Below are 15,245 nucleotides of genomic sequence, written 5' to 3' on the forward strand. Positions count from 1 at the left end.
GGCGTCGACAATACGATGTCGCACTGAGAATCAGCTAAAGCGCCCAAGGCCGACCGTGGCGCGTAGCTTGTCCATGGTCACGGCGGTTTCTTCACGGGCGCGCTCGGCGCCGCGCTGAAGCACCGCTTCGATGTGGCCCGGGTCTTCCATCAGCGCGTTGTAGCGCTCACGGGGCTCTGCCAGGTGGGCGTTGAGGTACTCGAACACCTGGTTTTTCGCGTCGCCCCAGCCGATCCCCTCGGCGTACTGCCGACGCATGGCAGCGGTTTCCTCGTCGGAGGCAAAGGCCGCATAAATCTGGAACAGCGTGCAGGTATCCGGGTCTTTCGGCTCGCCGGGCTCCAGCGAGTTGGTCTTGATCTTGCGCACCAGCTTTTGCAGCTTTTTCTCGCCCACAAATAGCGGAATCGTATTGTTGTAGCTTTTGGACATCTTGCGGCCATCCAGCCCGCCCAGCACCTGGCTTTTCTCGTCCACCACCGCGTTGGGCAGGGTGAAGTACTCACCTTTGTACAGATGGTTGAAGCGCCCGGCGATATCCCGCGCCATCTCGATGTGCTGGATTTGATCGCGCCCTACCGGCACCTTGTGGGCGTTGAACATCAGGATATCGGCGGCCATCAGCACGGGGTAGCCAAACAGCCCCATCGTGATGCCTTTGTCCGGATCCTGGTTGCCCGCTTCCTCGTTTTCCGCCACGGCGGCCTTGTAGGCGTGGGCCCGGTTCATCAGCCCCTTGGCGCACACACAGGACAGCATCCAGGTCAGCTCGGGGATTTCCGGAATATCCGACTGGCGATAGAAAATAGCGTTATCGGTGTCCAGCCCCAGCGCCAGCCAGGTGGCGGCAATTTCCAGCCGCGACTGCTGCACCCGCTTGGGATCCTGACACTTGATCAGCGCGTGATAATCGGCCAGAAAGTAGAACGACTGAACGCTGGGATCCTGGCTCGCCTCGATGGCGGGTTTGATCGCCCCCACGTAGTTGCCCAGATGGGGCGTACCAGACGTGGTGATACCGGTTAGAACGCGGGTTTTGGAGAACTGATTCATGATTTTCAGGCTCTTAAGCAAATGTCACTATCATAACGCGAGCTCGGCCAAGTGGCGAATAACGTCACTTCCAATCAACTAATGACCACGACAACGAGCCGTCATCCGGTTTTATGGGCAAAGCACAATCTGCCCAGCTTTTCTGTTCACTCTCGTCAAGTAAGCCAAAGGCAGCGCGCAATGCCCCCTCATCATAATTAAAATCACGATTACCCCCACCAATAAATTCAATGTTAGCCGGGGTAAACTGTAAGCTGCTACGGCTATATGGAGCGATCAACAAGGCACCATTCAAGTCCCGACCACCGCCGCCTTTCTGAGTATAGTCACCCAACACAATCATCAGTCCTTCAAAGGAAGCGTTGCCTCCTCCATTGTAGTCTCCGTTGACTACTAAAATACCTGCACCAGATATGTTATTAGCATCAATATCACCATTTACAAAGGTAATTTTTTCATCACCCACCCCCCCGAAGGAAGTATTATTCTTGTACACACCATTGAGCACTCTGTCCGCCTTATTCCTTAACACATCTATGAATAAAGAAAACTTTTCAGCATTCTCTTCGCGGTCAAACAAAGCACTCGTAATCCCTTCCCTTACATTACCATTAGCAGTCGATGCACTAGAAACCTTCTCCGCATTGCCACTGGAAACTGTAATATCAGGTACTATACCGGCACCATCAAATGTTGCACGAGAAGAAGGCAACCTCAAACGATCAATTGGACTCGCGATAGCGAGAGGAGATATATCAGCAAAGGTACACCACTGAGGCTCAGAAGTACCCACCGACATATCTATATCATCATACGCACGATCATAGTGCATTGAACCACCACCATTTAAACCAATCGTGTGCGAAAAGACCCTCCCCATCAAACGAGCTGAACCCGTAATATTCACATTTCCGAACGGGGCTAATAACTCACCATAAAAATCACCATCAGATGCCATACTGATAGCAGTATCGCTTCCTTCGTACAGCGTATTAAAAGAAAATGCAGGAACCAACTTGCCTTCCACATCAACAACCGGAGAAAAACCATTCATATCAAAAACATTAGACCCACTTAAAAAAATCCTCCCCTTTGACACAATACGCAGAGTTGCACCATCTTTTAGTGAAATCACATTATCATTACCCCATAGCTCTACACTCACATCTGAATCTGCAACAATAACTGTCGGCTCCTCCACAACTAGGCCATTTCCACCTATCCTTAGCCGATTAACATGAAAAGTTTCAAAACCACCGACCACATTAGGCTTACCAAGCATATTGGTACCCACAGGACCGACATTACTAACCACATCAACATCTCTTGGGTTGCTTTTGAAACTAAACTCTTCGTAAACTTTCTCGACACCGTAATCAGAACATTCATCATTGTCTCTGACGACACTTAGCCCTTCGCTTAAAAAATCTTCAAAACGCACTTCTGGGTTTTCACTAGTCAGGGAACCTTCAATTCTATTATCTATTTGCGTATAAATGTCTGGAGATATAGCGTCACCACCAATTGCATAGGTCGTACCGGATCTTGTACTGCCATTTGGTTGCAGGGCACGCACCTCTCCCCAGTTACCTAATACTTGTATACTATTATTTGCAGAAACATTCCCATCTACTCGAGTCCCCACCTTGAAAAGAACACTATCTTCAGAGAACAAATCACCTGTTATCAAGGCGCTATTCCCATCCAATGATATATTTCCCGCCGTATAAACACTACCCACAATGGGCATTGTGTTTGTTACCTCAATGCCACCTGCAGAAAAAACATCTCCAGTCATTCCTGGCGTGGAACCCATATTAAATACTATATCGCTATTTTCATGAAGAGCTATGAGAGAAGCTTTCCCACCGCTATTCCCCCCAACACCGTAGGCACCTTTTCGTGAATCAAAACTATCAATAGCGACTCCCCCCCCACCATTTAACTCAGCACCATAACAGGTAATAAAGCCATCACTAAAAAAACCTGCACCGCTTGCCTCATCTACATTATAGCGATAGACAACAGACGAATCGCGGAATGCATCATTGCGCAGCCCTCGATCCGAAGAAGTAATAGTAATAGTGTTATTTTGACCATCAACTTCAAACTCAAGCTCTAAATTAGCTTGAAGCTCTTCAACCAAAGCCTTCTTTTCTTCTTCCTCCAAATCTTCATAATTGGCGGGTAGCAGCCCATCAACCAACTCGTCAAGCGTACCATTTTTTATAAGCTCAGCTATCTCAGAACCTTTTAATACACCACTTCCTTTTTCCAGGCGCTCTTCAAGATAGTTTTCACGGGTAGCTTTGTTTTCATCACTTGCCAAAGCAGCCAATACATTTTCCGACGTCATTTGAGCCTGGGTTGAAGCCCGGTAATTACTCGCCAAACGCTCATCCACCAAGGCGGTTTGCATCCCAGAGAGCCCAAGGGTCATGGCGCCAGCGAGCAGCGCCATAACGATGACTAACGCAGCCCCTTGTTGGTTTTTCATCGCATGCACCTATTTGTAGTGATACCAAGATTCTTGTCGCCTATGCCGCCTATCTTCAAATAACCAACTTGCTCTTAGCAACTCACTCTTCAGGGCTCTCAAAGAGCATGGCGCGATGAACGACATGAAAAACAATTGCCTCGCCGTTATTTTCCAATGGCAGCGCGACTCGATAAAGCGCAGATTCGTTCTCCACACGTTCTCCCAAAACGTGCTCTTCCTCGACACACTGGCTTTCTAAGTTATCGTCTGACAAGTCTTTCAAAAAGCTCACTAATGGCTGTCCGTTCTCATTTTGATCTGCCACTGTGCAATTACAGCTATCTTTTACTAGTTCACACCGCAGGGTATATCGCCCTGGTCCATTCTGGCGAATCTCGCTGGCAACTCTATGAGCGGTAAAAACCAAGTTTTCTTGTTTACGGCTTACCTTATCAACAGCCTGGAAAGTTTGAAAGGTGGTTAGGAAGAGCTGACCAGCCCCCAAAATAACAATCGTGCCGATGACCATCGCCACCATCAACTCTACCAGGGTAAAACCTTGTTGGCGCTGTCTCATGACGAGTTCCCTATTAGAGGGAGACGAAAGGAATAGTCGAACTGATCAGCATCTTCGTCACTTAAGGCTACATTTATCGAGATGCGACAACCATCAGTGGCCTCATCTGTCCCGATACTACTCAAAGAAGGTAAAGCGCCACGCAAGGGCGAATGATCATCCTCTTGAAACCAATGATTTTTCCAGGCAGTTTCTACCGCTTCAATATTAATATTTTTGCAGGTCTCATCGGGATCCAGTGTCGCCAGCTGCGCCCAAAGACGCTCCTGGGCATCCACCGCCGCGACGCTCGCTACCGAACGCTGATAACCAACGGAAGCGCTTTGCAATGCCTTGAGCTGCATGGCTGCCACGCCCACCAAGCCAAGCGATAGCACCAGCAGCGCAATCAGCGCTTCGATAAGGCTGAACCCCCGCTGCGACGTCATGAGGTCACCTTGCGCAGGCTGCCGGTTTCGCGCACCCGGATCGTCACCGGGTCGATAGCGTCTTCCGCGCCGGAGGGCGCGAGCGTAATCTCGCATTGGCCGGTGTCGGCGCAATCGCTGACATCGGCATCGCCGAGGCTTTTAAACACCAGCGAGAAAGGGTCGTCGGGTTGACGAATGCTGGCCGCTTGCCCCACCCGCATGAGAGCGCCTTCACCGTCATTCCCCGGGCTTTCGGCCCAGTAGCACCAGGTCGAATAAACGTAGCGCGGGCCGTCATCGCCGCTATCGTCTATCTGCTCGTCGTCGCGGCATTCATCGGGGCGACGCGTCGAAATTGACGTGTCGGGCGGCGAGAAGCTGACGGTGATGGGCTGACGCTGCTTGATGGCCTCGCTGCGCGCGAACGTCATCACCGAGAGAAGCTGATTAACGTCACCGGCGAGTTGCTGTCGCGCCATAAAGGTAGAAAAGGAGGGAACGGCAACCATCGTCAGCAGAGACGCGATGGTGAGTGTCAGCATCAACTCAATAAGCGTAAAGCCTCGTTGCTGTACCGGGTCACCAACAGTCACGGGGCATCCTTTCACCGATCGCATTGAGGGTGATATTGCCAGGACAGCCATCGTCGCGCTCGGTCTTGGCCGTCAGCTTATAGCCTCCGCCATCGCTGGTCGACACGTCGATGGTGTAGTGACCCTCGGGTGAGTTGGTCGGCACATCATCGCAATTAGCGTAGGAGTAGGATTGCGTATTGCAGCGCTCAAGCGCCGAAGCCGCCTGCATCAGCGCGGCGTGGGCATCGGTGCGCAGGGATTTCTGGGCGTACCGGGTGTAGCTGGGATAGGCAATGGCCGCCACGATGCCGACGATCGCCAGCACGATCATCAGCTCGATCAGCGTAAAGCCGCGCTGACCCACCGGGATGGAACGGTCAGACGAGGGCTGAGAAACATAGGGCACGCGGCTTTGCTCCTGTATCAGTTTGCTCATACAAAATCAGTATGTCGCAAACCTCCACACATTGCATTAGCCGCTGGCAATCACCTGCTCGCGCAGCTCCCGAGGCATGGAGAAAGTGATCGTCTCCTCGCGGCCGAGCAGTTCCTGGGGAGCGGTCGCGCCCATGCTTTGCAGACGTTCGATTACGCCCTTGACCAGCACTTCCGGGGCACTGGCACCGGCGGTGACGCCCACGCGGCTGACGTTGTCGAGCCATTCGGGGACGATCTGGTCAGCGTTATCGATCAGATATGCGGGCGTGCCCATGCGCTCGGAAAGCTCGCGCAAGCGATTCGAGTTGGAACTGTTGGGGCTGCCAACCACCAGCAACAGATCGCTATCGGCGGCCAGCTCACGCACCGCATCCTGGCGATTCTGCGTGGCGTAGCAGATGTCGTCCTTGCGTGGCCCCTGAATCTCGGGGAATTTATCGCGCAGCGCGTCGATCACCTTGGCGGTGTCATCCATCGACAGGGTGGTTTGCGTCACAAAGGCCAGCTGAGTCGGGTCTTTAACGTCCAGGTTAGCCACATCGTGCTCGTCTTCCACCAAGTAAATGTGCCCACCGCTGGCCGTATCGTAACGTCCCATGGTGCCCTCGACTTCCGGGTGACCCTGGTGGCCGATCAGGATGCATTCCTGGCCGCGCTTGGCGTAGCGCAGCACTTCAAGATGCACCTTGGTGACCAACGGGCAGGTGGCGTCAAAGACTTTCAAGCCGCGCTCTTCGGCTTCCTGCTGTACCGCACGGGACACCCCGTGGGCCGAGAAAATCACAATCACGTCGTCGGGCACTTCGTGAAGCTCTTCGACGAACACCGCGCCGCGTTCGCGCAGGGTTTCCACCACAAAGCGGTTGTGCACCACTTCATGGCGGACGTAGATCGGCGGGCCAAACACATCCAGCGCCCGGTTGACGATATCGATCGCCCGATCCACCCCTGCGCAGAAACCACGCGGATTGGCCAGCTTGATCTCGATAGGGTGTGTGTGCTGCTGTGATTGCGATTCTGACAACATGAGTAGCGCCTTGATGCAGAGCACCGTTGGATGAATTCAGCCGCCGCAACGAACGTCGTTACTTATCGTTTCCTAGTGCGTTGTGACCGGTTTGACGTCCAGCACTTCAACATCGAATGTCAGGGTACGCCCCGCCAGCGGATGATTGAAGTCGACCTCGATCCGGTCACCCTCGATGGTTTTGACCACGCCAGGCAATTCCGTTCCCGCTTTATCCGCAAACGACATCACCATGCCGATTTCGGGTGTTTCGTCACCGAAGTCGTCGCGCTTCAGCGTCTGGATATTTTGCGGGTTGTGCTGGCCGAAGGCGTGCTCCGGGGTAATCTCGAAGCTGCCCTGCTGGCCCATTTTCAGCCCCTTGATCGGGTGCTCAAAGCCCGGCGGCAGGTTGCCGTCGCCGTATTGGAAAGTGGCCGGCGTTTTTTCCTTGGTGGAGTCCACCACCGTGCCGTCTTCCAGCTTGAGCGTGAAGTGCAGGGTCACTTCCATGCCGTCGTCGATCAGATAGTCGCTCATTGCGTTACTCACTGTTGGAGGGAGACGAAGTGTCTTGAGCTTTCTTGCGTCGCCGCTCGCCCATCACCGACTCCCAGATTAGCGCGGCAGCCCCTAGGGTAATGCCTATATCCGCCACGTTAAATGCCGGGTAGTACCAGCCCGCTGCGTGAAAGGACAGAAAATCGACCACATAGCCGTGCACCAGGCGGTCGTAGAGATTGCCCAGGGCGCCACCAATGATCAGCGGCAGCGCCACGGCCAGCAGTTTTTCATCGGCCTTGATGCGCGATAGCCAGATGCTCAGGCCAATGCTTGCACCGATCGCGACCATCGCAAAGAACCAGCGCTGCCAGCCGGGATGGTCGGCCAGAAAGCTGAACGCCGCGCCGGTATTGTGCAAAAGCGTCAGGTTGAAAAACGGCAGCACCTCGACGGGCTGTGCGTAGTTCAGCAGGTGGCTGGCCAGATACTTGGTGGCCAGGTCCAGCACGATCACCGCCGCCGCCAGCCACAGCCAGCGCAGCGGCCGGTGCATCGGCGGCCGCGCGTGTTGATCGTTTGCGGTGGCAGCAGACTTAGGCATAGTGACGCGTCTCACCGGGGCCATCGGGTAGATTGCTCACGCAGCGACCACACAGATCATCGTGCCCGGCGTGCTGGCCAACGTCCGGACGGTGGTGCCAGCAGCGCTCGCACTTCTGATACTCGCTGGCGAATACCGCTACTTTAAGGCTGTCAAGCTCGGTGCTTTCAGCGTTGGCGGCGTCCGCCAGCGGCTGCAGGTGCACCTCGCTGGTCAACATCACAAAGCGTAGCTCATCGCCGAGCTTTTCGAGCGTAGTGCGCAGCGCATCGCTGACGTACAGCGTGACTTCCGCCGCCAGACTGCCCTTGATCACCTTGGCGTTGCGCGCGTCTTCCAGGCACTTGTTGACCGCGTGCTTGACCTCCAGCACCTGCTCCCAGAAGTCGCGACCCATGCTGGCCCCGTCGTCCAGCGTCTCGAGCCCGGTGTAGTAGGTTTCAAGCAAAATGCTGTCGCCGCGCTCACCGGGGATGTGCTCGTAGATCTCCTCGGCGGTGAACGACAGAATCGGCGCGACCCAGCGGGATAGCGCTTCCACCACGTGGTACAGAGCGGTTTGCGCGCTGCGCCGGGCCAGCGAATCCGCCTGGGTGGTGTACTGACGATCCTTGATCACATCCAGGTAGAAACCACCCAGCTCGCGGGCACAGAAGCCGTGCACCTGCTGGTAGACATCCAGAAAGCGATATTCGTCGTAGGCTTTTTCGATGCGCCCTTGCAACTGCGCGGCGCGATCGACCACCCACTGATCCAGCGCCAGCATGTCGCCAAACGCTACCCGGTCTTTCTCGGGATCGAAGCCGTTGAGGTTGGAGAGCAGGAAGCGCGCAGTGTTGCGGATACGCCGATACACATCCGCAGTACGCTTGAGGATCTCGTCCGACACCGCCATTTCACCGGAGTAGTCGGTCGAGGCCACCCACAGGCGCAGAATATCGGCGCCCAGCTTGTCCATCACCGTTTGCGGCACGACCACGTTGCCGATCGACTTGGACATCTTGCGGCCATGGGCATCCACGGTGAAGCCGTGGGTCAGCAGTTGGCGATACGGCGCGTGGCCGTCGATGGCCGAGCCGGTCAGCAGCGAGGAGTGGAACCAGCCACGGTGCTGGTCGGAGCCTTCCAGGTACAGATCCGCCCGCGGGCCGCTTTCGTGGCCGTGGGGGTGCGAACCGCGCAGCACGTGGCGGTGGGTGGTGCCCGAGTCGAACCACACGTCCAGCGTGTCGGTGACCTTGTCGTAATCCGCTGCTTCCGCGCCCAGCAGTTCCGCCGGGTCGAGCTTGAACCAGGCGTCGATGCCTTCCTGCTCGACGCGCTTGGCGGCTTCTTCCATCAGCGCAACCGTGTTCGGGTGCAGCTCGCCGGTCTGCTTGTGCAGGAAGAACGGGATGGGGACGCCCCAGTTACGCTGGCGGGAAATACACCAGTCCGGGCGGTTGGCGATCATGCTGTGCAGGCGCGCCTGCCCCCAGGCGGGGGTGAACTGGGTGGCCTCGATGCCTTCCAGCGCCCGCTCGCGCAGCGTCTTGCCGTCTTTGCCCTGCACATCCATGCCCACGAACCACTGGGCGGTAGCACGGTAGATCACCGGCGTCTTATGCCGCCAGCAGTGCATGTAGCTGTGCTTGATGGGCGTGTGGGCCATCAGCGCGCCCACCTCGCGCAGCTTCTCAACGATGTTCGGGTTGGCCTTCCAGATCATCTGCCCACCGAAGAACGGCAGGTCGTCGGCGTAGACGCCGTTGCCCTGCACCGGGTTGAGCATGTCGTCGAAGCTCATGCCATGTTCGCGGCAGGTAATAAAGTCATCCATGCCGTAGGACGGCGCCGAGTGCACGATACCGGTGCTGCCCACCTCGGACTCGACGTAGTCGGCAAGGTACACCGGCGACAGGCGGTCGTAGAACGGGTGACGGAAGTTGATGAGATCCAGCGCCTCGCCCTTTGCAGTGGCGATGATGTCGCCGGTCAGCTCATAGCGCTCCAGGCAGCTTTCGACCAGCTCTTCGGCCACCAGCAGCAGCCGCTCGCCGGTATCGACCAGCGCGTAGGTAAACTCGGGGTGGACGTTGAGCGCCTGATTGGCGGGGATGGTCCAGGGCGTGGTGGTCCAGATCACCACGGCGGTGGGCTTGGACAGCTCGCTTAAGCCAAAGGCGGCGGCGAGCTTGCCTGCGTCTTCCACCGGGAAGGCGACGTCGATGGCATCGGACTTCTTGTCGGCGTACTCGACCTCGGCTTCGGCCAGCGCCGAGCCGCAGTCGAAACACCAGTTCACCGGCTTCAGGCCCTTGAACACGTAGCCCGCGTCGACCATCTCGGCCAGCGCGCGCATCTCGCCCGCTTCGTTGGCAAAATCCATCGAGCGGTAGGGATGATCCCAGTCGCCCACCACGCCCAGCCGGACAAAATCGGTCAGCTGGGTTTCAATCTGCGCGGCGGCATACTCGCGGCACAGCTCACGGGCGGTATCCGGCGCCAGGTGCTTGCCGTGGGTGGTTTCCACCTTGTGTTCGATGGGCAGACCGTGGCAGTCCCAACCCGGCACGTAAGGCGCGTCAAAGCCCGCCAGGTTCTTGGACTTGACGATAATATCTTTAAGGATCTTGTTGACGGCGTGACCGATATGAATGCTGCCGTTGGCGTAGGGAGGGCCATCGTGCAGGACAAACAGCGGCGCCCCCGCACGCGCGTCGCGCAGGCGCTGGTAGAGGTTCATATCCTGCCAGGTCGACACCCGCCCCGGCTCCTGCTTGGGCAGCATGCCGCGCATGGGGAAGTCGGTTTCTGGCAAATTGAGCGTGTGCTTGTAATCCATAGTCCGGTCAGCCGTCGTTATCATCGGCGGAATGGCCCGCCGAGGAAGAATCAGAAGAAGCGGTCTCTCGCCCGAGCGGGGCCGAGGCCAGCGGAAATGCTGCGTTTTTGCCAGCGGCGGCGGTCGCAAAGTAGCGCCGCGCCTGACGCTGATCGCGCGCTATCTGCGCTTTCAGTGCCTCGATATCGTCAAACTTGACCTCGCCCCGCAGCCGCGCACTGGGCACCACTGTCATGCGTTGGCCATAAAGGTCACCTGAAAAATCGAACAGGTGTACCTCCAGGGTCGGCCGCTTGGCGCCGACCGTGGGCCGAAAACCGACGTTGGCCACGCCCAGGTGGCGCTCGCCGTTTTCCAGCTCGACCACCGCCGCGTAGACCCCGCGCAGCGTAAGCGGCTGGGGCAGCATGGGCAGGTTGGCGGTGGGTACACCGATGGTGCGCCCTAGCTGCTGGTCGCGTACCACCCGGCCATCCACCGAATAAGGCCGCCCCAACAAGCGCGCGGCGGCGGAAAAATTGCCGCTGGCCAGCAAGGTGCGCACCCGCGAGCTGGAAACCCGCTCGTCGTCCACGGTAAAGGTACGCGTGTGCTCCACGCTGAAGCCCTCTTCGCGGCCCACCGCTTCCAGCAGGGTAAAATCGCCGCGCCGGTCGCAGCCGAAGCGGAAATCGTCACCTACCACCAGATGCCTGACGCCCAGCCCGTCGATCAGCACTTGATCGATGAACTCGCGGCCGGTCAGGCTGCGCAGCGCATCGTTAAACGGCAGGCACAGCACCTGCTCGGCGCCGTGCTGGCCCAGCAGGCGCACTTTTTCGCGTAGCCGGGTGAGCCGCGGCGGTGCCTGATCACCGGCAAAAAATTCACGCGGTTGGGGTTCAAACACCACCACGGTGACCGGCCCACCCAGGCGTGCGGCATGCTCCCGGCACTGCTGCAGGATCGCCTGATGGCCGCGGTGCACGCCATCAAAATTACCGATGGTGGCAACGCAGCCCTGCGAAGACGTGGTTAAATTGTGCAAACCTCGAATAACCCGCATGGCACCTCAGCCGTTTAGCCCGCTCGCCGCTCTACACGCGGTCGGCAAAGCCCATGATTATAACGAACCTGGCCGCCGCAGTGCAGCGTCAGGCGCGCATTTTCAAATGCCGCACCCGCAACCCGAATACGCCCAGCCAGGCAAAATACAGCCCCGCGCCCAGCGCTACCAGCCCCGACACCCACGCGACCCGCTGCCACAGGCCCATGGCCAGCCACTGGGTCCATTCGGGCGCGATGACGTAAAGCGCAGCACACATCAGCGCGCTGCCGCCCAGCAGCTGCACCGCAAAGCGCCCCCAGCCAGGCTGAAACACCAGCACGCCTTCCCTGCGCAACAGGTAGCCCAGCAGGCCGGCATTCAAAAACGCCGACAGCGCCGTGGCCAATGCAAGCCCGGCGTGGGCCAGCGGCCACACCAACATCAGGTTGAACACCATATTGGCGACCATGGCAACGACAGCCACTTTAACCGGCGTCTTGGTGTTCTGGCGGGCGAAAAAGCCTGGCGCCAGCACCTTGATCAACATAAAGGCCACCAGCCCAACGGCGTAGGCGCGCAGGCTCATCGCCGCCATCTGGATATCGGTGTCGGTCATCGCGCCGTAGTGGAACAGCGTGATCAACAGCGGCTCGGCAAGCAACACCAACGCCAGGGCCGCCGGTAAACCAAGCAACAGCACCATGCGAATCGCCCAGTCGAGCATGACCGAAAAGTGCGCGCTGGACTGGTCGGCGTGGCGCTTGGAAAGCGCCGGCAGGATCACCGTGCCAATCGCCACGCCAAACACGCCCAGCGGCAGCTCCACCAGCCTGTCCGAGTAATACAGCCACGACACGCTGCCCGCCGCCAGCAGCGAGGCCAGTACGGTATCCAGCAGCAGGTTGATCTGCGATACCGAGACGCCAAACAGCGCCGGGCCCATCAGCTTGAGAATCCGCCGCACGCCCTCGTGGGCCAGGTTCGGCCAAGGCGTGGGCATCAACCCCAGGCGCAGCAAGAACGGCACCTGGAACACCAACTGCGCCACACCGGCAATCAACACGCCCCAGGCAAGCGCCATGGCGGGCGCTTCCATCAGCGGGGTGAGCAGCAAGGCCGCGCCGATCAGCGACAGGTTGAGCAGCACTGGCGTAAACGCCGGGACTGCAAAACGGTTCCAGGTGTTCAGCACGCTGCCGGCAAAGGCGGTAAGCGAAATCAGCAGCAAATACGGAAAGGTCAACCGTAGCATGTCGGCGGTCATTGCCAACTTTTCAGGATCGCGACCAAACCCCGGCGCAAACAGCCAGATCAGCCAGGGCGCGCCGAGCATGGCAAGCGCGGTGATCAGTGCCAGAATCGCGGTTAAACTGCCCGCTACGGCATTGAGCAGCTCGCGAATTTCCTGCTTGTTGCGCTGGGTCGAGTACTCGGAAAGCACCGGCACAAAGGCCTGGTTGAACGCGCCTTCGGCAAATAGCCGACGCAGAAAGTTGGGGATCTTGAAGGCCACGAAAAACGCATCGGCCCCGTCGCCCGCGCCCAGCAGCGCCGCCACCACCACATCGCGCGCAAGCCCCATCACCCGCGACAGCATGGTCATGGCGCTGACAATCAGCCCCGAGCGCATCAACCCGCTACGCGGGATCTGCTCGCGGTCTTCCGGCTGCGAATTCGTGGTCATCGCCTTATGTCATCCTTGCCCAAATCCCGTCGACACCGCCTACAACCTCGCGCCATAGGCACAAAAAAACCGGCCGGAGCCGGTTTTTTTCAAGGCGCCTGCCGGCTTACGCCGCCAGTGCTTTGATGCGCTTGTTCAAGCGGCTTTTCAGGCGTGCGGCTTTCCGCTTGGAAAGCACGTCCTTGTCAGCGATGCGATCGATGACCGGCTGCGCTGTTTTGAACTCTTGCATCGCCTGGCCATGGTCACCGGTGTTGATCGCTTTGATCACACGCTTGATGTAGGTGCGGACCATGCTGCGTTGGCTAGCTTTCAGGACGCGACGGTTCTCGGCCTGACGGGCGCGCTTGCGAGCTTGCTTGCTGTTCGCCACTGGTATCTCCTTGGAGAATAAAGGTTGCCGCAATGGGCAACGGATTAACTATGTGTTCGTCGCGAGCCACCCTGGGCAATACGACGCTTCCGTAACAACCAATTGATTTGGCGGCTATTTTCGCGCAATAGGCCAACCAAGATAGTGCAACAGGCAGTTAAGTTCAGCTGCCCGTCCACGGGTCTTGTCTGAGAGGATGGCATAGTCTATCACGCAGAATGCGGGCTTGCCAGCAGTAGTCAATACACAAAATGACGTCGGCCACCTTACGGCACCGCCTGCCCCATGGGCGCCAAAATCTTTCGCAAAAAGTGGCGCGTGCGCTCATCCTTGGGTGCCGTGAACAGCTCCTCGGGCGGGGCCTGCTCGACGATGCCGCCTTCGTCCATGAAGACAACCCGGTCGGCCACGTCCCGGGCGAACTGCATTTCATGGGTGACCACGATCATCGTCTGGCGCTCCACCGCCAGCTGCTTCATCAGGCTCAACACCTCCTCGACCCATTGAGGATCAAGCGACGACGTAGGTTCATCAAACAGGATCACGTCGGCGTTGGCAGCCATCGCGCGGCCGATGCCCACGCGCTGCTGCTGGCCGCCCGAAAGCGATGCCGGGTAGGCGTCCGCTTTATCGGCCAGGCCAATGCGCTCAAGAATCTCTCTGGCCCGCGCATGCGCCCTGGCTTTCGGCAGCTTGTCCACCACGATCATCCCTTCGCTGATATTATCCAGCGCGGTCTTGTTGGCGAACAGGCCATAGTTCTGAAACACGAACGCCGTGCGCCGACGCAGCGCCAGGATATCGGCCTTGCTGGCACGCTGGGTGTCGACCTTCAAATCGCCCACCTGCAAGTGCCCGGCATCCGGTTTTTCAAGGAAGTTGATACAGCGCAGCAGCGTCGACTTGCCCGTACCGGAAGGCCCAATGATCACGATGATCTCGCCCTGGGCGAGGCTCAAATCAATGTCGTTGAATACCGTATGCGCGCCGAAGCGCTTGGTAATGCCCTGCAGCGAAATCATCGTTGATAGGCCTTGTTAAGATACGTTTCCAGACGGCGCTGCCCCCAGGACAGCATTTCCACGATGACCCAGTAGATGAGCGCCACCAGCAGGAAGGCTTCCAGATAGAGAAAGCTGCCCGCCGCTTCCTTCTGCGTCGCGCCCATCAGTTCGGTAACCCCCAGCGTAAAGGCCAGCGAGGTCGCCTTGATCATGTCGATAAAGTAATTCATCAGAGTCGGCGTCGCCACGCGGGTCGCCTGGGGCAAAATAATCCGGCGCATCAGCTGCGACTGGGTCATGCCGATGGAAAGCGCGGCCTCGGTCTGACTACGGTCGATCCCGACAATGGCCGCTCTGATCGACTCCGCCATGTAGGCCGAAAAATGCAGCGTCAGCCCCAGCACGGCGGCGGTAACGCCGGTAATCGAGATCAACGACTCAATCAGCTGCGGCAAGCCATAGTAGAAAAGAAACAGCTGAACCAGCAGCGGTGTGCCGCGGAAAAACGAGATGAACAGCAGCGCAAGCCCGTTTAACCCTGGCACCCGAGACACGCGCACCACCGCCAGCAGGCACGCCAACACCAGCGCCAAGACCATAGCGATGGTCGCCATTTGGAGCGTGAGCGGCAGATAGCGCAGCAGAACCGGCAACAGCCCCCACATATAATCAAGATTGAGCATAGCAGCA

Annotated in this window: 15 protein-coding genes; all 15 read right to left on the reverse strand. The window is 58.0% G+C overall.

Annotation, left to right across the window (positions count from 1 at the left end; all coding sequences use genetic code 11):
- Positions 1–30 precede the first annotated feature (30 nt).
- Positions 31–1,053, reverse strand: coding sequence for a tryptophan--tRNA ligase (locus QC815_RS14780; protein ID WP_230445925.1), 1,023 nt, complete (start codon positions 1,051–1,053; stop codon positions 31–33).
- Positions 1,054–1,117: 64 nt separating this feature from the next.
- Positions 1,118–3,550 (reverse strand): pilus assembly PilX family protein, encoded by a 2,433-nt coding sequence (locus QC815_RS14785; protein WP_230445924.1) that lies wholly within the window; start codon positions 3,548–3,550, stop codon positions 1,118–1,120.
- Between the two features lie 82 nt (positions 3,551–3,632).
- Positions 3,633–4,109, reverse strand: coding sequence for a prepilin-type N-terminal cleavage/methylation domain-containing protein (locus QC815_RS14790; protein ID WP_230445923.1), 477 nt, complete (start codon positions 4,107–4,109; stop codon positions 3,633–3,635).
- Positions 4,106–4,537 (reverse strand): type IV pilus modification protein PilV, encoded by a 432-nt coding sequence (gene pilV, locus QC815_RS14795; protein WP_230445922.1) that lies wholly within the window; start codon positions 4,535–4,537, stop codon positions 4,106–4,108. The genes QC815_RS14790 and pilV overlap by 4 nt, the downstream gene beginning before the upstream one ends.
- Positions 4,534–5,112 (reverse strand): GspH/FimT family pseudopilin, encoded by a 579-nt coding sequence (locus QC815_RS14800; protein WP_310540638.1) that lies wholly within the window; start codon positions 5,110–5,112, stop codon positions 4,534–4,536. Before QC815_RS14800 ends, pilV begins: the two co-directional genes overlap by 4 nt.
- The gene (locus tag QC815_RS14805) at positions 5,099–5,530 is read right to left on the reverse strand and encodes a type IV pilin protein (RefSeq protein WP_310540639.1); all 432 of its coding nucleotides are present in this window, start codon (positions 5,528–5,530) and stop codon (positions 5,099–5,101) included. The genes QC815_RS14800 and QC815_RS14805 overlap by 14 nt, the downstream gene beginning before the upstream one ends.
- Positions 5,531–5,566: 36 nt before the next feature.
- Positions 5,567–6,559, reverse strand: a complete 993-nt coding sequence (ispH, locus tag QC815_RS14810) for a 4-hydroxy-3-methylbut-2-enyl diphosphate reductase (RefSeq protein ID WP_230445920.1) — start codon at positions 6,557–6,559, stop codon at positions 5,567–5,569.
- 72 nt (positions 6,560–6,631) lie between these two features.
- A complete protein-coding gene (gene fkpB, locus QC815_RS14815) occupies positions 6,632–7,078 on the reverse strand; it encodes an FKBP-type peptidyl-prolyl cis-trans isomerase (protein WP_230445919.1) in 447 nt (148 codons plus the stop codon).
- A gap of 4 nt (positions 7,079–7,082) precedes the next feature.
- The gene (lspA, locus tag QC815_RS14820) at positions 7,083–7,643 is read right to left on the reverse strand and encodes a signal peptidase II (RefSeq protein ID WP_230445918.1); all 561 of its coding nucleotides are present in this window, start codon (positions 7,641–7,643) and stop codon (positions 7,083–7,085) included.
- A complete protein-coding gene (ileS, locus tag QC815_RS14825; RefSeq protein WP_310540642.1) occupies positions 7,636–10,467 on the reverse strand; it encodes an isoleucine--tRNA ligase in 2,832 nt (943 codons plus the stop codon). Before ileS ends, lspA begins: the two co-directional genes overlap by 8 nt.
- Before the next feature lie 7 nt (positions 10,468–10,474).
- Positions 10,475–11,512: a bifunctional riboflavin kinase/FAD synthetase gene (gene ribF / locus QC815_RS14830; protein WP_310540644.1), complete on the reverse strand. Its 1,038-nt coding sequence runs from the start codon at positions 11,510–11,512 to the stop codon at positions 10,475–10,477.
- 88 nt (positions 11,513–11,600) lie between these two features.
- On the reverse strand, positions 11,601–13,178 hold the full coding sequence (gene murJ / locus QC815_RS14835) for a murein biosynthesis integral membrane protein MurJ (RefSeq protein WP_310540646.1): 1,578 nt from the start codon (positions 13,176–13,178) through the stop codon (positions 11,601–11,603).
- Between the two features lie 106 nt (positions 13,179–13,284).
- Positions 13,285–13,551 carry a 30S ribosomal protein S20 gene (rpsT, locus tag QC815_RS14840; RefSeq protein ID WP_230445914.1) on the reverse strand — a complete coding sequence of 89 codons (267 nt, stop codon included), beginning with the start codon at positions 13,549–13,551 and terminating at the stop codon, positions 13,285–13,287.
- 266 nt (positions 13,552–13,817) lie between these two features.
- A complete protein-coding gene (locus QC815_RS14845) occupies positions 13,818–14,573 on the reverse strand; it encodes an amino acid ABC transporter ATP-binding protein (RefSeq protein WP_230445913.1) in 756 nt (251 codons plus the stop codon).
- A complete protein-coding gene (locus QC815_RS14850; protein WP_230445912.1) occupies positions 14,570–15,238 on the reverse strand; it encodes an amino acid ABC transporter permease in 669 nt (222 codons plus the stop codon). Before QC815_RS14850 ends, QC815_RS14845 begins: the two co-directional genes overlap by 4 nt.
- Between the last annotated feature and the right edge of the window lie 7 nt (positions 15,239–15,245).

The organism is Vreelandella gomseomensis, assembly GCF_031451645.1.
In the GTDB taxonomy this organism is placed as follows: domain Bacteria; phylum Pseudomonadota; class Gammaproteobacteria; order Pseudomonadales; family Halomonadaceae; genus Vreelandella; species Vreelandella gomseomensis.